Origin of the sequence: Corynebacterium sp. HMSC064H12, assembly GCF_001809925.1 — a bacterium.
GTDB lineage: Bacteria > Actinomycetota > Actinomycetes > Mycobacteriales > Mycobacteriaceae > Corynebacterium > Corynebacterium jeikeium_D.
The window spans coordinates 1-19617 of the sequence record NZ_KV799325.1 but is presented as its reverse complement, the minus strand read 5'-3'; the positions used below and the strand labels follow the sequence as shown (position 1 = coordinate 19617).

Annotated in this window: 34 protein-coding genes and 1 tRNA gene; 1 reads left to right on the top strand and 34 read right to left on the bottom strand. The window is 58.2% G+C overall.

Annotation, left to right across the window (positions count from 1 at the left end; translation table 11 throughout):
• Positions 1-203: 203 nt before the first annotated feature.
• The 4 genes from HMPREF2681_RS01805 to HMPREF2681_RS01790 form a co-directional block, all read right to left on the bottom strand.
• Complete coding sequence (locus HMPREF2681_RS01805) at positions 204-1613, bottom strand: phage portal protein family protein (RefSeq protein ID WP_070545853.1); 1410 nt, start codon at positions 1611-1613, stop codon at positions 204-206.
• Positions 1614-1624: 11 nt separating this feature from the next.
• Positions 1625-3199: a phage terminase family protein gene (locus HMPREF2681_RS01800; protein ID WP_246822692.1), complete on the bottom strand. Its 1575-nt coding sequence runs from the start codon at positions 3197-3199 to the stop codon at positions 1625-1627.
• 15 nt (positions 3200-3214) lie between these two features.
• A complete protein-coding gene (locus HMPREF2681_RS01795; protein ID WP_070545850.1) occupies positions 3215-3784 on the bottom strand; it encodes an NUMOD4 motif-containing HNH endonuclease in 570 nt (189 codons plus the stop codon).
• A gap of 85 nt (positions 3785-3869) precedes the next feature.
• Positions 3870-4160, bottom strand: a complete 291-nt coding sequence (locus HMPREF2681_RS01790; protein WP_070545900.1) for a hypothetical protein — start codon at positions 4158-4160, stop codon at positions 3870-3872.
• A 378-nt stretch (positions 4161-4538) separates the two neighbouring features.
• On the opposite strand from HMPREF2681_RS01790, the gene HMPREF2681_RS01785 reads away from it, so the two are divergent.
• Positions 4539-4874 (top strand): hypothetical protein, encoded by a 336-nt coding sequence (locus HMPREF2681_RS01785; protein WP_070545848.1) that lies wholly within the window; start codon positions 4539-4541, stop codon positions 4872-4874.
• A 445-nt stretch (positions 4875-5319) separates the two neighbouring features.
• On the opposite strand, the gene HMPREF2681_RS11160 is transcribed toward HMPREF2681_RS01785, so the two are convergent.
• From HMPREF2681_RS11160 to HMPREF2681_RS01660, 30 genes are all read right to left on the bottom strand, one after another.
• A complete protein-coding gene (locus HMPREF2681_RS11160) occupies positions 5320-5775 on the bottom strand; it encodes a MerR family transcriptional regulator (RefSeq protein ID WP_070545846.1) in 456 nt (151 codons plus the stop codon).
• Between the two features lie 212 nt (positions 5776-5987).
• Complete coding sequence (dut, locus tag HMPREF2681_RS01775) at positions 5988-6485, bottom strand: dUTP diphosphatase (RefSeq protein WP_246822691.1); 498 nt, start codon at positions 6483-6485, stop codon at positions 5988-5990.
• Positions 6482-6637: a hypothetical protein gene (locus HMPREF2681_RS11100; protein WP_168164891.1), complete on the bottom strand. Its 156-nt coding sequence runs from the start codon at positions 6635-6637 to the stop codon at positions 6482-6484. Before HMPREF2681_RS11100 ends, dut begins: the two co-directional genes overlap by 4 nt.
• Before the next feature lie 7 nt (positions 6638-6644).
• Positions 6645-6923, bottom strand: coding sequence for a hypothetical protein (locus HMPREF2681_RS01770; protein ID WP_070545844.1), 279 nt, complete (start codon positions 6921-6923; stop codon positions 6645-6647).
• Complete coding sequence (locus tag HMPREF2681_RS01765; protein ID WP_070545843.1) at positions 6920-7309, bottom strand: helix-turn-helix domain-containing protein; 390 nt, start codon at positions 7307-7309, stop codon at positions 6920-6922. Before HMPREF2681_RS01765 ends, HMPREF2681_RS01770 begins: the two co-directional genes overlap by 4 nt.
• On the bottom strand, positions 7306-7767 hold the full coding sequence (locus tag HMPREF2681_RS01760) for a hypothetical protein (protein WP_070545841.1): 462 nt from the start codon (positions 7765-7767) through the stop codon (positions 7306-7308). Before HMPREF2681_RS01760 ends, HMPREF2681_RS01765 begins: the two co-directional genes overlap by 4 nt.
• Before the next feature lie 144 nt (positions 7768-7911).
• A complete protein-coding gene (locus tag HMPREF2681_RS01755; protein ID WP_070545839.1) occupies positions 7912-8307 on the bottom strand; it encodes a hypothetical protein in 396 nt (131 codons plus the stop codon).
• Positions 8304-8456, bottom strand: coding sequence for a hypothetical protein (locus HMPREF2681_RS11095; protein WP_168164890.1), 153 nt, complete (start codon positions 8454-8456; stop codon positions 8304-8306). Before HMPREF2681_RS11095 ends, HMPREF2681_RS01755 begins: the two co-directional genes overlap by 4 nt.
• A gap of 279 nt (positions 8457-8735) precedes the next feature.
• Complete coding sequence (locus tag HMPREF2681_RS11090) at positions 8736-8900, bottom strand: hypothetical protein (protein WP_168164889.1); 165 nt, start codon at positions 8898-8900, stop codon at positions 8736-8738.
• Entirely contained in the window at positions 8897-9361 is a 465-nt protein-coding gene (locus HMPREF2681_RS01750; RefSeq protein ID WP_070545837.1) for a hypothetical protein, read from the bottom strand. Before HMPREF2681_RS01750 ends, HMPREF2681_RS11090 begins: the two co-directional genes overlap by 4 nt.
• A 10-nt stretch (positions 9362-9371) precedes the next feature.
• Complete coding sequence (locus tag HMPREF2681_RS01745; RefSeq protein WP_070545835.1) at positions 9372-9992, bottom strand: restriction endonuclease subunit S domain-containing protein; 621 nt, start codon at positions 9990-9992, stop codon at positions 9372-9374.
• The gene (locus HMPREF2681_RS01740) at positions 9989-10909 is read right to left on the bottom strand and encodes an N-6 DNA methylase (RefSeq protein WP_070545833.1); all 921 of its coding nucleotides are present in this window, start codon (positions 10907-10909) and stop codon (positions 9989-9991) included. The genes HMPREF2681_RS01745 and HMPREF2681_RS01740 overlap by 4 nt, the downstream gene beginning before the upstream one ends.
• Before the next feature lie 214 nt (positions 10910-11123).
• Positions 11124-11540: a RusA family crossover junction endodeoxyribonuclease gene (locus tag HMPREF2681_RS01735; RefSeq protein ID WP_070545831.1), complete on the bottom strand. Its 417-nt coding sequence runs from the start codon at positions 11538-11540 to the stop codon at positions 11124-11126.
• A 142-nt stretch (positions 11541-11682) separates the two neighbouring features.
• Positions 11683-12129, bottom strand: a complete 447-nt coding sequence (locus HMPREF2681_RS01730; protein WP_070545829.1) for a hypothetical protein — start codon at positions 12127-12129, stop codon at positions 11683-11685.
• Complete coding sequence (locus HMPREF2681_RS11005; protein WP_141746269.1) at positions 12126-12536, bottom strand: hypothetical protein; 411 nt, start codon at positions 12534-12536, stop codon at positions 12126-12128. The genes HMPREF2681_RS01730 and HMPREF2681_RS11005 overlap by 4 nt, the downstream gene beginning before the upstream one ends.
• Before the next feature lie 521 nt (positions 12537-13057).
• On the bottom strand, positions 13058-13489 hold the full coding sequence (locus HMPREF2681_RS01720; RefSeq protein ID WP_070545826.1) for a single-stranded DNA-binding protein: 432 nt from the start codon (positions 13487-13489) through the stop codon (positions 13058-13060).
• Between the two features lie 43 nt (positions 13490-13532).
• On the bottom strand, positions 13533-13787 hold the full coding sequence (locus HMPREF2681_RS01715; protein ID WP_246822693.1) for an HNH endonuclease: 255 nt from the start codon (positions 13785-13787) through the stop codon (positions 13533-13535).
• 65 nt (positions 13788-13852) lie between these two features.
• Complete coding sequence (locus HMPREF2681_RS01710) at positions 13853-14227, bottom strand: hypothetical protein (protein ID WP_049171471.1); 375 nt, start codon at positions 14225-14227, stop codon at positions 13853-13855.
• Positions 14211-14708, bottom strand: coding sequence for a hypothetical protein (locus HMPREF2681_RS01705; RefSeq protein ID WP_049171472.1), 498 nt, complete (start codon positions 14706-14708; stop codon positions 14211-14213). The genes HMPREF2681_RS01710 and HMPREF2681_RS01705 overlap by 17 nt, the downstream gene beginning before the upstream one ends.
• Entirely contained in the window at positions 14701-15588 is an 888-nt protein-coding gene (locus HMPREF2681_RS01700; RefSeq protein ID WP_070545825.1) for a YqaJ viral recombinase family protein, read from the bottom strand. The genes HMPREF2681_RS01705 and HMPREF2681_RS01700 overlap by 8 nt, the downstream gene beginning before the upstream one ends.
• Positions 15589-15598: 10 nt before the next feature.
• Positions 15599-15736: a hypothetical protein gene (locus tag HMPREF2681_RS11085; RefSeq protein ID WP_168164888.1), complete on the bottom strand. Its 138-nt coding sequence runs from the start codon at positions 15734-15736 to the stop codon at positions 15599-15601.
• A complete protein-coding gene (locus HMPREF2681_RS01695; RefSeq protein WP_141746268.1) occupies positions 15733-15948 on the bottom strand; it encodes a hypothetical protein in 216 nt (71 codons plus the stop codon). The genes HMPREF2681_RS11085 and HMPREF2681_RS01695 overlap by 4 nt, the downstream gene beginning before the upstream one ends.
• Positions 15941-16150 (bottom strand): hypothetical protein, encoded by a 210-nt coding sequence (locus HMPREF2681_RS01690; RefSeq protein WP_141746267.1) that lies wholly within the window; start codon positions 16148-16150, stop codon positions 15941-15943. Before HMPREF2681_RS01690 ends, HMPREF2681_RS01695 begins: the two co-directional genes overlap by 8 nt.
• Positions 16151-16330: 180 nt before the next feature.
• Complete coding sequence (locus tag HMPREF2681_RS01685; RefSeq protein ID WP_070545819.1) at positions 16331-16528, bottom strand: hypothetical protein; 198 nt, start codon at positions 16526-16528, stop codon at positions 16331-16333.
• A 408-nt stretch (positions 16529-16936) separates the two neighbouring features.
• Entirely contained in the window at positions 16937-17359 is a 423-nt protein-coding gene (locus tag HMPREF2681_RS01680) for a hypothetical protein (protein WP_070545817.1), read from the bottom strand.
• Entirely contained in the window at positions 17356-17571 is a 216-nt protein-coding gene (locus tag HMPREF2681_RS01675; protein WP_070545815.1) for a hypothetical protein, read from the bottom strand. Before HMPREF2681_RS01675 ends, HMPREF2681_RS01680 begins: the two co-directional genes overlap by 4 nt.
• Positions 17568-17759: a helix-turn-helix domain-containing protein gene (locus HMPREF2681_RS01670; protein WP_070545813.1), complete on the bottom strand. Its 192-nt coding sequence runs from the start codon at positions 17757-17759 to the stop codon at positions 17568-17570. The genes HMPREF2681_RS01675 and HMPREF2681_RS01670 overlap by 4 nt, the downstream gene beginning before the upstream one ends.
• Before the next feature lie 180 nt (positions 17760-17939).
• Positions 17940-18020 (bottom strand) — tRNA-OTHER (locus HMPREF2681_RS11080).
• 255 nt (positions 18021-18275) lie between these two features.
• Entirely contained in the window at positions 18276-18704 is a 429-nt protein-coding gene (locus tag HMPREF2681_RS01665) for a hypothetical protein (protein ID WP_141746266.1), read from the bottom strand.
• A complete protein-coding gene (locus HMPREF2681_RS01660; RefSeq protein WP_070545810.1) occupies positions 18701-19483 on the bottom strand; it encodes a phage antirepressor in 783 nt (260 codons plus the stop codon). Before HMPREF2681_RS01660 ends, HMPREF2681_RS01665 begins: the two co-directional genes overlap by 4 nt.
• Between the last annotated feature and the right edge of the window lie 134 nt (positions 19484-19617).

Sequence of the window (19617 nt, the reverse complement as noted above, 5' to 3'; positions counted from 1 at the left end):
CCACCACTACGAGACGCCCATAGCGGTTCCCAGTTTTATCCTTAAAAGCAGGCACTAGTACCCGCCTTTACCAACTGGATACGTGTATCATTATCCACGCTGAAACTCCTTCATAGTTTCGGCCACGCACCCGGACGGTTGCCGCCGTCGCGGGTGCCTTTCTCTTTCATTATACCAGGTCAGACGTAGAATCTGTAGTAATCTCATCCTGAGAACTCAACGTTCTTAACCTCAATGCTTGTTGTGGAATCAGCCCCGTCGTCGCCGCCTGTCTCTACGGCAGCAGGGTTAAGCCCCACGGCCTCCAGAGCCTTGTCGAGCTCAACACCCTGTTCCTTCAGCGACAGAGCCACCTCAACCAGCTTCGCCAGCTCATCCGGCGACTTACGGCCAGCATTAGGATTCCGCTCAACAAACGACTCCCACGGCTCCATCGGCGGCAACGTGTACCGGCGCCGCAAATCCTCACGAATCGGCTTATCAGCAACAACCAGGCCAGCGTTCTTCAACGCCGCCAAGTCCTGCGGGCTGATTTCCTTCTTCGAAGCAATAGGGTCAAACGTCACACGCGGGCACAAGCCGTCATAGCCAGGAAACGCCATGTGAACCAAATCCTCGACGATGTACTGCGTCGCCGTTTCAGCAATCCACTCCGCTGTTGTCTGCAGCGACTGAATAAACAAGTCAGACTGCGTCTCAGCGAGAGCATACGAGCCGCCCTTGCCCTCAAGGTTCAGGAAGTGCGCCAGAACACCGCGGGCAATCATTGAATCGTGGTACGCGATAGCTTCACGCGGCGACACCAGCTGACCATTGACGCCAACCAGCGTCAGCTTCGCCCCAGCCGGGATAGAAGCCCCAGCCGACTCGCCGGAGCGCATGGTTTCCGCAATCTCCTGCCCATGCTGCAAGTCCGCGTCTGGGTCAATCGCCAACTCCGAACCCGTATACACAGGAACACCCATGCCGTTACGGTCGAGAACCTGCGCCTCAAGACGAAGAAAATCGTCACGCAACACCCAATGCTTATACGCAGGGCGCAGCACCGACGTGCCAGTCCATGACGCATCACGCGGATCGTGGCAATACCCGACAAGACGATTAACCGGGATAGTCACATCGCCGTCTTGCTCAATGCCCTCAAGGCCACCGTCGCCAGCGACCAGAATCTTCGTGATGGTTGACGGGTATCGAGGGGCGAGCTTCTTCAACCGGAACCTACCGCCGCGTTCCTCGTAGACCTGCTCAAAGAACATGAACCCGTAGGTCAATGCCAGTAGTGCCTGCTGCAGGTGCTCCGACCACGACACATTGCCCTGCCGCGGGGCGAGTGGCGCGTTCGGGTCATCGCCTAGGACACGCAAACGCAAATCCTCGGAGACCACAGCAACCACATCGTCCGGCGCGCCATTCGGGTCAATCTGCCAGCCAGCACGCTGAATCGGAAGACTAATAGCCTTCAGTACAGAAGTGACCTGTGAATCTTCGCGCGCCATCTTCGAGAACACACGAACCGAGTGCGGGAAACGCAAATCCCAATTGTCCTCGGAGTCACGCCATGCACGAGCTGGCCGCGCATGCCCAATCTCCTGAACCTTTACGCCATCACTCACGAGTACACCTCCTAAAACGCCATTGTCTTAACCCGCTGTTTCGCAACAACAGGCTTCGCAGACCCAACAAACCTGGTCTTACGCTTCACATCCACATGCTCCGGCGGCGCGAACTCCACAAGCCCCCACACAGCAAAAGTCGCCGCCACCAAAGGCTCAATCGAACCCGACTGCTTCGACAAAGCACGACCCCCACCATGCCCCGTACGGAACACAGCCGACTTCAACGCCTCCACAAACCGAGCGTCCCCATCATGCGTAATCTTCCCCTCCGCAAACAGCGCCAGGAACAACTCACACGCCGCCGTCACAGACTTAAAACTCATCTCCGTAGGCTCCACGCCCGCATCATTCAGGCCGCGCACAAGCGTCGACGACGGCCCCTTCGGATCCAAAAGAACACCCAGCGGGTCATTCTTCTCAACCCCAGACACCACCACGCTGATAGTCTCCGGCCGGTCGAACTGCAAAAGCGGATTCAACATCAAATGAAAACCCGTCGTAGTCTTCACCGCCGCAACAACCGCAACGCGCTGCCCATCCGGGTCAACATCAACCGCCACACACGAATCACCCGCAGGCACCGGGGACGGGTCAAACCTGCCGCCCCACACCTCCGGGTCCAACACGTACTCCTGTGTTTCCTCACCGTCACGCGGCACCCAATTACCACGCGCCAACGTCTCCACCATGAACTGCTCCAAAAGCAACTCACTGTTCTTCGCCGTCCGCGCATCAGACTCAATATCCGCCAACTGCGCACCAAACCCAGAATCCACCAACGACGGATTACACCGAGCCCACGTCTCCGGAGCAAACGGGTCATCATCCTCCGCCGGCGACCACTCCTTAAACATCACGCCCGACTCACCATCAATCCCAGCCCAACGCTTCGCCGACATCACCGCACCATGCAGATGCTCAAAACGATTCACCGGCGACGAAATAAACAACGTCTGCGCCCGCTCACGAGCACGCGTCAACTTCGACAACGCCGCATACGTCTCATGCGGCAAATCAAAACACTCATCCAACACAAGGAAATCCACCGACAAGCCACGGCCCGTCTTCTTCGTACGCGTACGGAAATACACGATCGCACCATTCGGAAAGACAATCGACTCCTTGCCGTTACCCGTGGTCTTACGAGGAACCCCCTCATACTCACCGACCCACCACGCCATGAGCTCATCGTTAGCCTCAATGACCTCCCACAGGCGCTTCTGCGCATCAATCGCCGTATCCATGAAATGCGCCGTATGAAAAAGAGTCTTCTCACCAAACAAGAAAATACCCGCCAACTCGCGGGCCACAATCACGTGACCCTTCCCGTTCTGACGTGCAACGACGCCAACGACCTCACGAGCAGACCAGCTATACGTCCCAACAACCGTCGGCCTACCCAACGCGTCCTGTGTGACCTCAACCGGCCTATCCGTAATGCACATATCCCGCAGCATGTCCTCCTGCCACGGGTACAACGTCAGCCCGCAGAACTCCGCGAACTGAACCGCCAACTCCCCAGCGTCGTAATAGCCCTCGGGGATTGACGAAAGCCTAGGCTCTTGCACACCAATCAATGCCACAACAGCCACCGCCTTCTACCGATTCATAATCGCCTCGTACCGGGCATCTGCGATTCTTTGAAAATCGTCTTTGAGGCCTGGGCGCGAGTAGATAGTGTTCTTTGCCCTGGCGCACGCCAAACAATTGCGCCAACCGCGCTTATAGTCGGCAGGCTTCAAATTCGGCTGAACAAGAAGGTGCCCACGCGGACACTTTTCTTTTTCATAGTTGTAGTGATTCCCATGAAGCACTCGGTCTTTCGCATTAGCACTTCTGGTATCCCACCGCAGATTCTCCGGTCGGTTATCGTCCGGAATGCCATTGTTGTGGCACGCGTCGTAATTCTCCGGCCTTGGCCCCACAAACGCCTCAAGGACAAGCCGGTGTACCCAGTGATACTTAGGCTTCCTGTCCTTATGGAGCATCACACGGATATGGCCGTTGTGATTCGTGACCGTTCGCAAGACCTTGCCTTTAAACTTCCGGCCATTGGCTGCGACCCTATCCAGGCTCCGGACACGGCCACGGTTACTCACCTCATACAGCCCCTCATATCCGGCAATCTGCTTCCAAACTTCCTGATTGCTAATATGGCTCACAGCCATTGTCACGCTCCTATCGTGATCAAATGGTTAAGCCCGGGCCGGTGCTACCAACACCAGTCCGGGCTGCTCTTTTTCCTGCTTCTAATCACACAATCTTCGGCTCAAACTTCCGCAACCCAGACGGGCCACTGTTCTTCCGCTCACCAAACAAATCAGGACGCGACCGAACCCAACCACGCAACTCCGCCGAACACCGCGCCTCAACCTCCGTCGCCGGATGCGGACGCCCATCAACCACACAACCCTCTTCCTCAAGAACAAGGCGGGCTTCCTTCAACCGGTACGACAGTGCTGCCACCGTCTCCACAGCCACACGATCAAACGCCGACACCGGCCTACCACCAGTCAGTTCCTTAACCTCATCAGCAAGCGACATATTCAACCCCTTGAACACTAGAATTTGATGAAAACAACACGAGAGAGAGACGAGCGAGAAGGCGGGATGCGAGAGGTCGCGCCGCGCCCACCCTCCTAAGATTATCTAGGGGGTGGGTCGCTGTTTAGGCACTAGATGTTGTGGTTACCAGGCGAAGGGGGGCGGGGTGGGTTTGTTGGTGGGGCGTTGGTGGTCTCTGGTGCCGTCGCCTCTTTGTTGGTTGCAGGTTGCGTGTAAGAGCCTGTCTGCAAGGTTGTTGTGTGCGCCGTATTGGCCGAGTGCTCGTGAATGGTCTGCGTGCAACGGCCGCTGGTCCCAATTGAGTTTCGGGTCTCGGTACATGGGTTTGCCGCACCACCAGCAGGGTGTGCCGTCGGTGTGGTTGTGGATGAGTCGGGCGCGGGTTTTGTCGTGTGCCCAGCCGCGGCCTTGTTGGGCTTTGGTGAGTTTGCGGTATTGCATGCGGGTTGGGCTCCTGGTTTTTGGTGGGTGTGTGAGGGCTTGAACCTCATGGATCAGCGTGTGCTCGCCACTGTTGTGGTTGGTTTATGGCTTGCTGATTGCTCACCTGTTGAGTCACACCCTTTGTGTGCATCGTGTGTTGATGCTGCAGTGTTCTTCGCGTTGCGTTGTCGTGTTGCAGCGTTGCTGCGCTCGTGTCGCCTCGTCATGCTTGCTGCTGTGCTCGATGTTGTTGCAGCGTTGAAGCGTTGAAGGTTCTTCGCGTTGCGTTGCCGTGTCGCTGAGCTCAGTGTGTCCGCGTCGCAGCGTTCGTTGTTGCTCGCCTGCTTCACGGCTGATGCCCTTACGCCGTTGTGCTCATGTCACCTTGCTGTGCTCACTGTCGCTTGCAGTGATGCAATGTTCTTCGCGTCGCTTCGTTAGCTCGAGTGGTTCGCGTGCCCCGTGCTGCGCCCCCTGCGTGCCGGTGGTGCCCTGCCCTGTCCCACGGCCAGTAGTGGCTATGGGCACGGTGGTCACGCAGGGGCTGGGGCCGCTTGGTGGCCCCTGGGGTGCTCCCCTTCCCTGCGGGCTGCTTAGGAGCCGAGGGGGTGGGGGTGTGTTGTGGTGGGCATAAAAATAACCCCCAGGCCCTCATCCTGGAAGGTGGATGGGGTGGGGGTTCATTTCATGCTTACGAACAGTATACCAGGTGTTGTCACGGTTGCGCTACCCGCTGCGCCAACAACCTCTGCACTTGGTCGAGTGGGTAGAGGTTGGCGTTGCCGCGTCTGCCTACGGGTGTGAGTTTGCCGCGCGCTTTCCATTGGCGGATGCAGTCTGGTGTGACTCCGAGGGTGGCTGCGAGTTCTGCGGTGGTTTGCGCCGGTGGGTGTTTGATTGCGGGGTCGAGGGTTTCTTCCAGCAGGCGGGCGTGGTTGATGGTCTCCTCCACGGCGCTCGAACCTTCTTGCCCTGTTTGCATGTGCCACCACACCTCACTGTCTGCCCACATGCACCCTGCCAGGTGCTCATGCTGATTACTGAGCCACCCGGACATGCCTGCCACTGTGGGCACGGGTTTGCCATACAGTCCCCTGGTGTCTGCACGGACTTGTCTGCAGGTGGTGCGCAGAACATTCTCGATGGTGATTTTGAGGTCGAGCCATGTCATCGACAGCGGGGGTTTGGAGCGGGGCAGCTGGGGGCTTTGTATGCGTCGGCCTGATTCCCCCGCGCTGGTTCCAACTGTTGGTCGAGCAGCGGGGCGAGACGCTGGATGGTTCCGAGTGCTTGCAGGTATTTTTGGGCGAGCATCTGTTCCAATGTTGCTTATATCTTCCCTGCTAGGAGGTAGTTTATCACCTCTATTTTAGCATGAGAGTTCTACTGTGTACCTGTGCTGCCGAACCCTGCTGTGCCTCGGTCGGTGGTGTCGAGGGGTCGGCCTACTGGCGTGAGGTTCGTGTAGGGCATGATGAGCAGCTGTGCGATGCGGTCGCCCTTGACTACCTCAAATGGTTTCGGGTCGGTGTTGTACAACACGATCTTCAGCTCACCCCGATAAGAAGGGTCAATCACGCCGGGGACTGTGAGTGTGGTGAGCCCGTGTTTCGCTGCGTGGCCGGAGCGTGGGCAGAGCAGTCCGACTTGTCCTTCTGGGATTGCGACTTGTGTGCCGAGGTTGATGGTGCGCCGTTGTCCGCTGGGGATGACTAGGTTTTCGTTTGATACAAGGTCTAGGCCAGCATCGGTCTTATGTGCGCGGGTGGGCGGGTTGCCTGTGTACGGCAGAACCTCTGGCTGTGGGTTGCGCCGGGTGATGATGATTGATGCGATAGCGACGATGAGCGCCAGCGCGCTGACGATGAGAGTTGGGGTCACTTGGTTCCTTCTTGTTCTGTGATGCGGGTCGAATATTTGTCTTGGTTGGCGCGTCTGGCGATGAGTTGCGCTTCCACCCAGGTGTCTACTGGGAGGGAGCGTTCGACTGCGCCGGTGCGCTTATCGATGAGATGAACCTCAAACGTGGTCATGGGGCTCCTAATTCGCTTCGCATACCCAGTCGTGGCGGACTTGCTTGGTGGCTGGGTCGTATCGGCTGGATTCGCGGTAGGTGGTGCCGGGGCCGCAATGCACGGAGTTGTCGGAGTTTTCTATCAGCTTTCCTATCCCGAATAGCAGCAGGGCTACGAGCACTACTGCGATGACGGTGGCCGTTACGGGTTGTTCTTCGTCGGTTCCGAGCCACAATGCGAATATGCATGCGCCGATGTAGGCGACTATTACGATGGCTGCAATAAGCGCCGTGATTACGGTCATGGGGTGTCCTTCCTGGCTTGTGTGTCTGCGTAGTCGTAGGCTTCACGCCAGGTGCCGAACAGTCGATACTCGGCGATATAGCCGGTTGGCAGGTAGGCGGTGGCTGTCCATGTCCTTGTGTTGACACCTGGGATAGTCGCCGAGACGTGACTGTCCACTCTCCACCGTGGCTTTGCTTTCACTACCCATCCGACGTACAGATTGAGGGCGATGAGGCACTGGCGAATGGTGTTGAGTGATATGTCTTCACGCCCGTCTTCGATGTAGTTGATTAGCGGTAGTGGTAGGCGTGCGGCTGCTGCTAGTTCTGCGCGTGTCCAGCCGCGTTCTTCGCGTCTGGCTTTGATGGTGGCGGGGATGCTGTCGAAGTTGCCGACACAGATCATTGTCCTTTCCCCCATCGGATGACGTGGCAGGTGGGCATGTATTCGACGGCGATAGAATGCAGGCCCCTTGTCCTGTACCAGCCATCCTCGGTTTTCGCGGCCACTTCGTGCGGGTACTCGGCGGCTTCGACAATGGTGCCTTCGGGTGCGCTCTCAAAGTCCTGTTCGGTGGTGAGGGTCACCGGGTCGATGAGGAGGGATTCAATGCGGACGAAAAACCACTCCGCGCCGTCAGTGAATCTGTCGTTTCGGTAGGCGAACCGGACTTCTCCGGCCTTATCTGGCTTGTCGCTGCCGATGATTCCTCGTCCGTATTGGGGGTGTGTTGCCCCGCGCCCGAACAGCGACTCCGGTTCCGGCTGCTGTTGCTGTCTGAGTTCTTCCAGTTCGCCCCTCAGCATTTCGAGGGTGGATGCAGCGCTTTTAATCCGAAGCTCAAGATCTTTTATATCGGTCATTGGTTCTCCTTCTGTGTGGCGTGGTTTATGGCTTGTTGCCAGGTGCGGAACAAGTATGTGGTGTGCATCGTCTCGCCGAGTTCTTCGCAGTAGTAGGTGGTGGTAACCGCCCAGCAGTCGTGCCCGGCTTTCCACACGCGGGGTCTAGTCGGCATCGAGTTCTCCCCTCTTGCGGTCTATCCACGCGACGGTGTTGTCGTCGCCGACGGCTAGGCAATGGTTGCGGTACTCATCAGCGATTTCCTCAAGGCTGGCGGTGTGCCCGCGTGCTGGCGTGCCGTCCGGGCTCCAGGCGCGGGGGAGGTTAAAACGGGGTTGCACATAGCATGGCTCGTATTCCAGTAGCGGAGCTTTCGGGTCAGGATGCCTCACGAGGACGCGGGCGGGCGCTTCCTCACCTCCTTCATATCCTGCGATGATGCCCTCGAATGTTGGCGGCTCCGGCTCGCCGAAATTATCGCAGATACGGTCGTACAGGTAGCACCACATGCCGATGTATTCCTTGCGTTGCTTCTCGGGTAGGTCTGCGAGTGTGGTCATTTCATGTCCTTGGCGTGTTGGATGAGGGCGATGGCTAGGGCTTCGAGGTCACATGCGCGGGGCTCCGAATATGGGAGCCATGCGGTTCCGAGGTCGCCCGCGTCGAACGTGGTGCCGTCATCGTCCGGGAGCTCAATCACGTGGTTCATCGCCACCGCCCCCATACGGGGGCTAAGGGGCTGAGATAGCGAGAGACTCCCCGCCCAGACTCGCGGGCTACGTGCTCCGCGAGGTGGTCTGTCCCCAGCCAAGTGATGTGGCCGTCTTCTTCTTCCTGCCCCCAAAAGACCGTGGACCCATCGGGCAATTCGTCTGGATTGAAACAGGCGCTCACAGCGGTACTCCGTTCACGATGTGGTTTGCGGCTTCGCCGAGGTAGCCGATAGCGAAACCAGGGTCAGTGAGTAGCTGAAAGATGATGTCGATGGTCACTGTTCTTGCTCCAGGGCTCTTTGGATTCGGTGTAGGTGCGCGAGTGCCATTTCGAGGGCGATGCCGGTTTCTTCTCGGCGGGTTGCGTAGCAGGTGTGGATTTCGCGTTTGAGCCATGCTTCCATGCTGGATGCTTGCTGGGATGCGGCGATTATGGTCATCGGTGTTCTCCTAGTGGCTGTGGGGCGGTGACGTAGCGGCAGACGATGCGTACAGGCAGATGTCCTGTTTTTGCTTCCTTGTAGAGTTTTTCCGCCAGTTTCTTTTCGGTTGTCCAGAATGTATTGGCGATGATTCCCGGGTACATTCCGAAGCCTATTTTTTCCCAGTCTGGTTCTCCTTCGATTACTGAACAATTACGCTCTACCGCGTATTCGGCGGTCATGTTGGCAATCATCTCGGCCATGTCCGGGGCGGCAGCCATGAGATTGAAGTTCCGCCCGGATTCATAAGCGTCACTATCGAAGTCGGTCTGCACCGCAACTTGGTTGCCGTTATGGGTGGTTACCTGAAAATCGACCACAAGTTCTGGGTAACACGGTTCTTCATACGTTTGCGTATCGAATCCCCACGGGCCGGGTGTGGTGCCTTCGAGTAGTTTCCTGGCTTGTTCTGGTGTCATGGGTGTTCTCCTAGTCGTTTGCGTGTTCTTGTGCCATGCCGCCGAGTTCCCGGAAATACAAAACCTCATTCCGGTAAAACCTCAGCTGCCTAATCCGACCCGTGCTACACGCACGGAACTTCTCCGTCCCCTGCTCCTTGAGAGCAAGGAACCGCGTGATTTTTTCGAGTGCTTCCGCGCCTTCCTCTGGTTCTGGTACCGGCACTTCAATGCGCCCCAGGTGCTCCACGGTGATGCGCTTCGCCATAGCCCCAGTGATGAACCGCTCCTTCTGTCTCGCCACATCACTGGTCGCCAGCATCTGCGCTAGTAGTTCCGCATCCATGTCAGTGCGGAAAATGATGGTTTTCGCGTCAACGGCCACCGGCCCATCGCCTTCCCACGCTGCGGCGGCGCCAACGCCGTCGGTATCCATTGCGGTGCCTGCGATGAGTAGGTCGCCGGGCATGGCTTTTCGGATGGTGTTCCACTTGCGTTCCGGTAGACGTGCTGGTGCTGTCGTGGCTACGGGTGCGAGGTGTGTGATTTGCCCGTAGTGGATAGCGGGGCCGCCGTTGTCGGTGAGGTCTTTTTTGGTGAAGTGTGTGCCCCGGCTGAATTCTCCTAGCTGGTGTAGTGGTGTTTTTGTCATGCCGTGCGGCGCTCTTCCACCAGCCGAACAATCCGGTCAAGATACTCACCGTGATCGGTGAAACCGGCGATTCGGCAAATCATCGCGTCAACCTCAAGGTCACTACGCAGGTGCTGCAGCATCTGGGAACGCGCCTGCTCCTGCAAAGCCACTTCATCGACTGGTTCCTCTTCTGGTTCCGCAGGCTGGACGTAGGTGTGAACGGAAAGGTTGTAATCCTCCGCCTGGATTTGTTTCCGGTCTACGACCTCCGTCAGGTCGTGCTCCATGTCGATGAACTGGACGCTGGTGGAGGTTCGGCACTTCTTGAAAACGAGGATGCAGGTCTCGATGCTGGTGTCCTCAAACTTGCCGCCGGGGATACGCACCACGTGGCTAATCAGGTTTTCTTCCACCAGCCACGCGCGTATCTTGCCTTCGCGTCCTCCCCGGTAGAGGATTCCGGGAAACCCCATCACCACAGCGACACCGTCGTCGTCGAGTAGGTGGAGGATGTGGAGGATGAAGGCGTAGTCGGCTTTGGATTTGGTGGGGATCGTTGGGGTGAACATAAATCGTTCGTCCACTGTTGGTTCCCATGCGATGGAGAATGGTGGGTTGGCGACGATGACGTGGAAGCGTTTGTCCATGAAGGCGGGGTTGGCGAGGGTGTCGCCGTGTACGCCGGTGAAGTTGGTGAGGGCGGCTTCTGCGTCGTCTAGTGCTTCTTGGTCGATGTCTTGCCCGTATTTGGGTGTGTCGTCCCAGGCTGCTAGTAGGTCTCCGGCTCCGCAGGTGGGGTCGTAGACGTTGCGCGCTTCGCCGTGCAGGTTTTGTTTGGCGAGTGCGGTGATGGTGGCGACGAGTTCGGGTGGTGTGTGGAATTTGCCTACGGCTTTGAATTGTTGGCGTAGGCCTTTGAGTGTGTGGGTGTTCATGGTTTTACTCGTCGTGTTCTTGGGGTGTTTCCCAGGGGCCGCAGCAGTTGGTTGACCATCGGTTGCAGGTGGCGCATGGGAAATCAGTGTCGTGTTCGTGGTTGTTCGTGTTGTCTGTGCTCATTTTTGCCCCCTAGCGTGCTCGTAGAGCGACCAGGACAGGCCGAGCGCCACCCATACCCGCATGCCAAGGTTCAACGCCTTAAATCGACGTTTAGGCAACATTCGGAATCTCCTCCCCCTGCTCCACATGGATCATCACGCCCGGTTCCTCTGCCGTGCCTGCGCGCCGCTTCACAACCAGCAGCCGGGTCACCTGCGAATCGTCCTCGAAGCACACGCCGGTAATGCCGTCGAGGACAGCGCGCGCTAATTTGTCTGCGTCCGGGCGGGCACACATCGTCAGCGGTGCTGACTTCGGCATGGCCTTCGGCCTCGGCATCAAAAACGTGAGTTTCACCGACACCGGCCCGTTCAACGACTGGCAGCCGTGAGTGATGGCCGCGTCCTGCACGGCCTCACGCCACGGCTTCACCCGCTTGCTGACTTCCACCAGCACCGCGCGTTTACCGCGCACGAACGCCTGCTTCGAGCCTTGCGGGGCTGGGTGCCCCGGAACAAAAAACCTCATCGTTGGTTTCTCCTTGCATGACAAAACCGCGCCCGATACAGGTCGCGGTCAAGAACGTAAGTCAAGGTGCGCCACGCCCGGCGCTCCCTTGGGGTTGTGGGTGGCACGATCCAATACGCCCACCACAAAGCTTCAAGACGGCTCATGCGCCACTACCACGCCCCAACTCCCCTACAGCCACATCACGCCGTGACTCATCCCCATTCGGCCACCGCACACCATCAATCGACGGCATCGTGCGTACCTGTCGGAGTTCCCCGCGCTCGAGTGCTGCGTCGCGGGCTTCACGACGCGCCAGCCTGTACTGCTCGAGTAGCTGTCGGCGCTGTGGGTCGCGTTCCCAACGGTCACGGACATCACGCGCAGCAGCGACAATGTCACTCGGCTTCGCCATCCGCTCACTACGGTCATGCATCGCCCAGAACACAACCGCCTCTAACCAAATCTCGACCGGGATGTTCACCGTCCCCAAAGCGTCACCCCAGGCCTCAGTGACAGCAGGACTCGGAGCCACAAACCGGTCAGGGGCAAGGTTCTTGCCACGCTGCAGAACAATCGCAGCGAGCCTCTTCTTTTCATCGGGGGTCATTGTCCAGCCTCCTCAATGCTGGGGTGTTCCCAGAACTCCGCGTCTACGAAGTCTGGTTCGTTGATTGGTTCGCCTAGCCAGGCTTCGATGGTGTTGTTGTCCATCGGGGTGCGTGGCGCTGCTGGTTTGTCTGTGGCATCGACGGTTTCCCAACGGCACTGATTCAGCCACGTAGTCGGATGCGGGATCTTCGACTCGTCAGAGATGCCGTGAGTCGCCGCGTAGCGTTCCGTCAACGACTGCAGCTCGGCTGGCGGCATTTGCTTGGTTGCTTTCCGCCATGACTCGAGTGCTTGTTTCTTCGATGCGTTGCGGTGACGCGGGTACGCCCGCCACCACGACTCAAACTCGGCAGGGTACGAAAAACGCTTCGGCTTTCCCTGCCCGTCCGAACTTGTTTCGGACATATGTTTATTACCCGTAAGGGTAATGGTCGGGTCGGGTCGGGTCGGGTCGGGGTAAGGCGAACGTTCGCCCAATCCCTCTGAGCGAACTTCTTGCGAACGTTCAGCGTTTGTTCGCGCGAACATTTCAGCGTCCTTGCTGGTAGGGGCTTTTTTAGCCCGCGCTTTAGCCATTCTTTCGCGTGCCTGTTGGCGCTTCGACGTGACCTCATCGCGCGTTGGCTGAAAGTCTCGCCAATCCTCGAAGAAGAAGCGCCGAGCGCTCGGCGCGGCTCCGTCGTGGCTCCAAAGACCCGCTAACACAAGTTTTTCGGCCTGTTTCCTAGTCCCGCCGAGCATCCGAATTTGACGGTCATCAATGACTCCATCGGTGAGTTGCTGCGCGCACCACGACCCTGCTGTGACCCATAACCCGCGTGCCGCCATGTCTAGCCCAACGACTTTCGGGTGCACGCAAAACCCGTCATCGACTTTGAACCAAGTCATGTTGAATCAATCTTCCTTTGTTGCTCGGTGGCGGTGGGCTAGAACGGGGGTTGTTCGTTCTGTGGGAAACCGCCCTGCGGGGTGCTGTTCCACGGGTCACGCGCCGGAGCACCATTCACAGCACCATTCGGACGCAAACTCGGAACCTCCGTCACAACATCAGCCTTAATGCTCGGAGTCCGCTGCCTATTCCCCTCACGGTCTTCCCACTGCTCAATCTCCACCTGCCCCGCCACCTGCCAGCGAGCGCCCTTCTTGATCTGCGACACCAGCGCCTCCGCGTCGTTGCCGAGGTATGACACGTTCCAGAACGACGTGTTTGTTGTCTCCCACTGGCCTGTCTGCTGGTTCTTCTTCCTGTGGTTATGGGCAAGCCGGAACTTGCAGATGCTAATTCCGGTCTTGGTGACGAACAGTTCCGCATCCGCTACCGCGTTGCCATCGACAACAATATGATTGATGCTCTTCATGGTTACTTCTCCTTCAAATGAAAAATGACCAGCGCTTTGCTGGTCAGTAGTGTTCAGGGTCAACATCCACCAAAAGGACGTAACCCCCGTTTCGGTACCGGACTTTCGTAGTGTCCGGGTCATGCACGCTGCGGACTATCAGCCCACGCGCCTCCGCCTGCCTGGGGTTGCGGTGCGCCCACTCATGGCATGCGGCACAGATAGCGACAAGGTTATTTACCGTGTGTTCCCCGCCCTGCGACCTCAACTGCCTGTGGTGCAAATGCTCACCCGCGCCAGTACACACCGGGGGAACCATCGCCTCGCACGCATACCCAGCGCGGGCGTGAACCGCGTCCACAACCTCCTGAGGCATACGCTCACTCACGCACCCTCACCCCTCCCAGCCGTTGAGTACATCGCCCGCACCATCGCACTAATCGTCTGGTATGAGCTCATCTCGTCCCTGTACGACTTCACAAGGTCTTTCGCGTAGTCCAGGCTGGCCTTGGCAACGTCACGCGCCTCACACGCATCCCCAGTCGCCAACACCGCATGCTGCTTACGATCCTCAACACTGCCGTCCGACGTTGTAAACGCAATAGCGAATGCCTTTTTATACAGGCGCTCTTTCTCATCGAACTCATACTGACGCTCACTGACGTACCGCACGCCTTTAGCAATCCGGTTCGACAACTCACGCAGATGGTGCTCAACCTGCACCGGGTTGAGTGGCTCGAAATTATCCGGCTGGCTCATTGCCCGCTCCGTTCAGCTCCGCGACCTTCGCCTCAATCTCCGCCTTGAGCGCGTCTAGAGCGCCCGCAGCCGACGCTTGCCGCCACAAGTCCTGAAGCTGCTCCTTCGTCGTGGCCTGCGCAATCTCAGCGCGTGCCTGCACCACGAAGGCCTTCATCATCTCCTGCCGGTTCGCCCGCTTATCACCCGAGTAGCCAGCGTTAGCCAATGCGCGTCCGATAGCGGACGTTTCGCAGTTCTCAAGCGCGCTGGACTGATTCGCCATGCCAGTACCATCCACCTCGAAGGCGTAGCCGGTCGCAGTCGGCTCCGACTGGGTAGCGTCCCGATACACCTCCGCTCGGACAACCCACCGCGTCGCCCCAATCTCGCCCTCAATATGCGTCGGGTCGGTGCTGATGCGCCCGTTCGGGTTCTCGGACCAGAACAGTCGTAGGCGCTCATCGACGGTCGAATAGTCTTGTGGATTAAACTTAGGCATCGTTCTTTACCTCCGTGACGCGCAGCGTCCTAGTCTTAGCCGGAACCTCTGTAGTGAACTCCGCCACCAAATCAGGGTGCGCCTCCTCAAACGCCTTCTTCTGCCACGTCTTACGAGGCTTCGGGAGCGTCCAGGAAACCTTGAACCCAGCGTCCTCAAACGCCGTGTCCTCATCACCCAGGCACTCACGCAGCTCATCGAGTAGTTCCTGCTCTTCCTCATCAAGCGGGCGCTTCATCAACCGCACCTCATGCAGCCTGCTGAGAATACGCGACACACCAGGGCGCTCATCCTGCTCGCGCCACTGCTCGGACAAAAACTCATCACGAACCTGGCAGAGCTCACGCACACGATCAGCGTCACGCTCCACCAGACACCACTCAACCGGCTGCGGGAAGAAATCATCATGCGGCTCCCACGCAAACACACACCTATGCGAGCCCGTCACGTAGAGCTGCCATTGCACCTGGTCGTAATACTTGCCGGGGATGAAATCACGCGGATTCGAACCAGCAGGCGGACGCGACCAAGCAATCTCAGCTTTCACCGTCTTAATCTCCGCCAGCATGAGCTGACCCTCATCGTCTAGCACCATGTCCGGGGTGGCGGCACTCACACCGTCCTCATGCACGAATAGGGCTTCGTTCCGCTCAAACCGGCTATCAGTGAACATCTGGATGTACTCAGCGATCTTCGGCTCACGCTCTTTACCCCAGTCGGTGTAGCGGTTGCCGTGGAACGTCGAACCGCGTTCCCGCTCATCCCACACCCGCTGCCACTCCGACCGAGACTGCGCAAGCCTGGCGATCATCGTTGCTGTGATGTACTGCCGTCGAGCAGCAAGCCACTCATCCTCAGTCTCAAAACTCAAAATCTTCATCTATCCGTCCTTAAAACAACGTGGCCGCAGCCAACACCGCGACCACAACCAACAAAAAACCGCCGCAGCCAACAGCCACAGCGGAAAGAACATCCTCCGGATACTCCCTACCTTCTGGCGGGCGCACCTCCGGAAACTCAGCACTCATCTCCTGCCCTCCTGCTCACGCAGCTTCCGTTCCTGCTCCAACAAGGCGCGCCCCAGCCCCGTCAGCCGATACGACCGGCCAGAACCAACACGCTCAACCAACATCGCGCTTTCCAGACGGTCAACGTCCAGGCCACGGATATACGGCAGGCAACCCCACTTATCGATGTTGTGCAGCGCCCGATACCGCACCCCAGACATACGCTCAGCCACGGTCATCACCCGGCGAATACAAGATCGCTGCGACCTCCCACGGTTCGAATCCGTAGTGCTCACACAGGCGGAAACGGGCGAGCGTTGGGGAAATCTGGCGGCACAGTTGCCGGTACTCAAACCGCACCTTTGACGCTGGAACCTCCTCCTGGAGAACAGGCTTCTTCGCCTTATCCAAGCGTTTAAAGCAATCAGCCGTCACAACCCCACCCACTCCAATCACCACTTTCCGTAAACATGATTCGGATAGCCTCATCTGGCGCCCACGGGGAAACAACAATCCACGACGCAACACCACTCACCTCAGGAGCTGCAGGAGGTAGTGGTGTCGGCTGAAACTTGAAAATCCGCGCGCGCTCAGCGTCGGTTAATCGACGGAGCGTCATGGCCTCACCCCATCATCGAAGCGATTCAACACCAGCTCCGTCAGCCCAATAGCGTCATCAGAACTCACGCCCCGCATCTTCTGGTACACCAGTGTGACCTGCTCCGTCAGCGCGTTCAGCCGTGCTTTCTCGACCTCCCACGGGTCAGGGCTGCGCTCCTCGCTGTGTTTCAAACTCGCAGCCGTCTCAGGCATATCTTTTGGAGACCTCACCGGCCACCACCTCTTTCTCTACTTCTTTCTCCGGCTGCCACACGGCAAACACAACACCATCCCGCGACCGCGCCCGATAACGCCCCGGCAACCGAGACCACGCCACCGAGCAATTAATCCGCTTCACAATCCGGTCACAATCCCGCCCCGGCGAAACCACTGTCCGAAACGGCATCACACCAGCAGGCACCGGCAACGCACGCCCAGGAACCTCCCGCAGCTTCGCCGCGAAATCCTCCTCAGATCGGGATAGCCCACGCGACCGCTGTTTCCATTTCTCTTCCAGGGGCACCGGCACCACACGCGGCCCACCATTGAGCCCCAGGTGTGTCGTACACGCACCCAACGCAGCAGCAGGAGCGCTACAGCCCTCCACACAACACGTCCGCTTCACAGGTCACCCTCCTCCAGCCCAAACTTGCTAAGAAACAGATTCGCCCTGGCACGCCGGTTAGCGTTCACCAACGCGCGCATCTTCCTGGCCGACGGCCTCTGCGACTCCCCCAGGACGTGAGATGACACGTCGTAGTACTGGCCCAAATACTCACAAGCCTTCTTGAAATCACCGAACACGGCAGTGAAATGAGGTAGTTCCTCTACCGCCCGGCCAGCCCGAACGTCCCGAGTCATCGGAGGGTCACCAGGCGTGCCCATGATCTTTTCAGCTACTTCATCGGTGATTCGGCCACGGAATAGTAGGTTCTCCGTTTTGTGCCGGGTGATTCCGTAGTGTTGTTGGATTGGCGGCCGGGTGTACCCGTCGAGTAGGAGGCTGTAGATGCGTTCGATGGCGTCTTTTTGTGTCTTTTTCACAGGCACATCACCAGTGCCATGAAGATAAGCGTCCCGAAGGTGAGACACAGCGCGGTTGCTGCCCAATCCCACTTCACGCCACGCGGTTCGATACGACGCGGACGCCGCGTATACAGCTCCAACAAATCCGGGCGCTCATCAAACGTCCGCTTATCCGGCACACGCAGGTCGCACGCGTCCACCAGGTCGAAAAGGTCATCATGCTGGCTCATCGCTTCTCCTCCTTCCGACGCTGAATCCACGCCTCCAAATCCGGCTCATCAATACGCAACCCACCACGGGTCTCCCCCAGGCGGTACAGCGGTAGCGGGTCACGCTTACGGTCCGCGTAGCCGTAAACGCTGGACTCTGTGGTGGCTAGTCGCTCCGCGACCTGCTTCACCGTGAGTGCTATAGTCATTGGGGAATCCTTTCTTGGGGACAGTAGGGATTAACAGGCCTGCTCGTGTTGCAGCACGGGCAGGCCATTTCTTTTACGTAGGAGGGCGCGCAGCACGCATCTAGCGGCAGGATGTGACTGTGAAACGCATCATGGATGAGGCTTCAGCGCTCCGCGAACCGCGCTGTTAACGCGCCCTAGTGGTCTTGGCGGGAATCGAACCCGCGCCCCCGCTTCCGTTGTCGAGCCAAAAGGCAAAAGGGGCAAACCGGCTTCAAGACCCTTGAGTAGGTTTATTTATGGTCGGCGCGCGTTACCTCCAGGTACATCACCTGAGTTCCTGCCCTCCGGCTTGCGCGGGTCATCGCAATCTACACACCATGCTCGCCGCGCCAGTATCAGCACCGACCTATGAAATTCTTCAAATAACACACGGAAACCGAACAAGTGTTCTATTTCCAGCGCCCACAGGTGGCATCGAACCAACCACGGAGGCCTGACTACCTCAAGGGCTGCTTACGTCACAGTGACGCACACCTACTCAAACGCCGAGTAATCAACCAGCGGCACCCACTCCGGCGAATCCGCCCGCGTATCCAGCCACGCAATACCGCAAGCATAAAAATGCGCATCAACAAGGGCCGCCGTCGAAAACCTATCCCCCCAGCTATCCACCCAACGGCCCTCAACCACGTCCGGAACCTGAAAATCATCAGGCATCTCATCAATCTCGCGGCACTCCTCAACCACTTCCTCCGGCGACATAGACACCTTCAAAGCCACCGGACAAAACCGAACGCCGCCATCAAACCCGGCAACCACAGCCCCATTAGGCAAATTCGTCAACGCCAAACGCTCAGCCTGATACCTCTCCGGCACATCACCCACATACGACGCCGCCAAACACGCATGAAGCACCGCCTCAGCAACCCGCTCGTAAAACTTGCTGCCATCAAGACCCATCACGCCACGTCCTCAATCGTGAATCGCCCGTCCATAAACCGGCTGACAAAGTACTCCTGCCCCTTACCAGTCACCTTCGACGTCTTACTCACACCAACATGTCCATCCGAGTGCTGAATCACCGTCTCCTTCACGCGAAACAAACCAAGCTCCATCGACTTCTGCGTCGGCATGTTCCAATCCGTCCCCTTACGGGCAATGAGGAATCCGTTCTCGCGCAACCACTTGAACAATCGGTTCGCCCCTACCTCAATGCCGTTACCCTTCAGGATCTTGGCCAGGTCGCCGACAAGAATGTCCGTCTTGGCGGTTGCGACCGCGTTAGCGAACAGAACCTTCGGGGCGTTCTCCTTCGCCTGCGCTTCGAGCTCTGCGCGCCGCGCCTGCTCTTCCTTGAGGGTTGTGGCGAGTTGGATAATGGTGTCTGGGTTAGTGAGCGCTTTTTCGATGGCTTCAGGGGTCATGTATGCGCCGTGCTTGCGAATTGACGGCAGGACTTCTTCGAACACCATGCGCTCGAATTCCTGCGCTGTGTCCAGGTCGCTGCCAACAATCAGGCGGTAGAGGTCTGGTTCGGCAATGACTCGGACATTCTGCATCCCGCCGACGGTCTGAAGGGGGTAGTGATTCGCGACCCCCTTGCAGTGGCGCTTAATTGCGTCGGAGGTGTTCTTGTATCCGAGCGCTGTTGCTACGTCGCGCGCTACCCAGAGTGGCTTTTCCGGATCATCGGCAATGACGCGGACTTCCTTGCCTTGGAAGTTGAACGGGGTGATACTCACTGTGGTATCCTTTCTTATGTCTTTTGGTTGACCTTTGTGGTCTGCTTTGCCCCTCGTTCCAGCGAGGGGCTTTTCTTATGCGGCGAGTGGTTCGCAGTACCGGGTTAAGTAAAGAAAAGTGTGTCTTTTCCGGG

Bases quoted from the DNA above. Each gene is read 5' to 3' on its own strand.
- HMPREF2681_RS11160 (WP_070545846.1), bottom strand. From the start codon at position 5,775: ATGACATGGCTCGACCTCAAAATCACCATCGAGAATGTTCTGCGCACC.
- HMPREF2681_RS01760 (WP_070545841.1), bottom strand. From the start codon at position 7,767: ATGACCGATATAAAAGATCTTGAGCTTCGGATTAAAAGCGCTGCATCC.
- HMPREF2681_RS01670 (WP_070545813.1), bottom strand. From the start codon at position 17,759: ATGACTATAGCACTCACGGTGAAGCAGGTCGCGGAGCGACTAGCCACC.
- HMPREF2681_RS01710 (WP_049171471.1), bottom strand. From the start codon at position 14,227: ATGAGCCAGCCGGATAATTTCGAGCCACTCAACCCGGTGCAGGTTGAG.
- HMPREF2681_RS01675 (WP_070545815.1), bottom strand. From the start codon at position 17,571: ATGAGCCAGCATGATGACCTTTTCGACCTGGTGGACGCGTGCGACCTG.
- HMPREF2681_RS01685 (WP_070545819.1), bottom strand. From the start codon at position 16,528: ATGCCTGAGACGGCTGCGAGTTTGAAACACAGCGAGGAGCGCAGCCCT.
- HMPREF2681_RS11090 (WP_168164889.1), bottom strand. From the start codon at position 8,900: ATGACCATAATCGCCGCATCCCAGCAAGCATCCAGCATGGAAGCATGG.
- HMPREF2681_RS11085 (WP_168164888.1), bottom strand. From the start codon at position 15,736: ATGAGTGCTGAGTTTCCGGAGGTGCGCCCGCCAGAAGGTAGGGAGTAT.
- HMPREF2681_RS01700 (WP_070545825.1), bottom strand. From the start codon at position 15,588: ATGAAGATTTTGAGTTTTGAGACTGAGGATGAGTGGCTTGCTGCTCGA.
- HMPREF2681_RS01705 (WP_049171472.1), bottom strand. From the start codon at position 14,708: ATGCCTAAGTTTAATCCACAAGACTATTCGACCGTCGATGAGCGCCTA.
- HMPREF2681_RS01765 (WP_070545843.1), bottom strand. From the start codon at position 7,309: ATGATCTGTGTCGGCAACTTCGACAGCATCCCCGCCACCATCAAAGCC.
- HMPREF2681_RS11095 (WP_168164890.1), bottom strand. From the start codon at position 8,456: ATGAACCACGTGATTGAGCTCCCGGACGATGACGGCACCACGTTCGAC.
- HMPREF2681_RS01795 (WP_070545850.1), bottom strand. From the start codon at position 3,784: ATGGCTGTGAGCCATATTAGCAATCAGGAAGTTTGGAAGCAGATTGCC.
- HMPREF2681_RS01755 (WP_070545839.1), bottom strand. From the start codon at position 8,307: ATGACCACACTCGCAGACCTACCCGAGAAGCAACGCAAGGAATACATC.
- HMPREF2681_RS01720 (WP_070545826.1), bottom strand. From the start codon at position 13,489: ATGAAGAGCATCAATCATATTGTTGTCGATGGCAACGCGGTAGCGGAT.
- HMPREF2681_RS11005 (WP_141746269.1), bottom strand. From the start codon at position 12,536: ATGTCCGAAACAAGTTCGGACGGGCAGGGAAAGCCGAAGCGTTTTTCG.
- HMPREF2681_RS01730 (WP_070545829.1), bottom strand. From the start codon at position 12,129: ATGACCCCCGATGAAAAGAAGAGGCTCGCTGCGATTGTTCTGCAGCGT.
- HMPREF2681_RS01745 (WP_070545835.1), bottom strand. From the start codon at position 9,992: ATGACAAAAACACCACTACACCAGCTAGGAGAATTCAGCCGGGGCACA.
- HMPREF2681_RS01770 (WP_070545844.1), bottom strand. From the start codon at position 6,923: ATGACCGTAATCACGGCGCTTATTGCAGCCATCGTAATAGTCGCCTAC.
- HMPREF2681_RS11100 (WP_168164891.1), bottom strand. From the start codon at position 6,637: ATGACCACGTTTGAGGTTCATCTCATCGATAAGCGCACCGGCGCAGTC.
- HMPREF2681_RS01790 (WP_070545900.1), bottom strand. From the start codon at position 4,160: ATGTCGCTTGCTGATGAGGTTAAGGAACTGACTGGTGGTAGGCCGGTG.
- HMPREF2681_RS01735 (WP_070545831.1), bottom strand. From the start codon at position 11,540: ATGAGGTTTTTTGTTCCGGGGCACCCAGCCCCGCAAGGCTCGAAGCAG.
- HMPREF2681_RS01750 (WP_070545837.1), bottom strand. From the start codon at position 9,361: ATGACACCAGAACAAGCCAGGAAACTACTCGAAGGCACCACACCCGGC.
- HMPREF2681_RS01715 (WP_246822693.1), bottom strand. From the start codon at position 13,787: ATGGTTCCCCCGGTGTGTACTGGCGCGGGTGAGCATTTGCACCACAGG.
- HMPREF2681_RS01740 (WP_070545833.1), bottom strand. From the start codon at position 10,909: ATGAACACCCACACACTCAAAGGCCTACGCCAACAATTCAAAGCCGTA.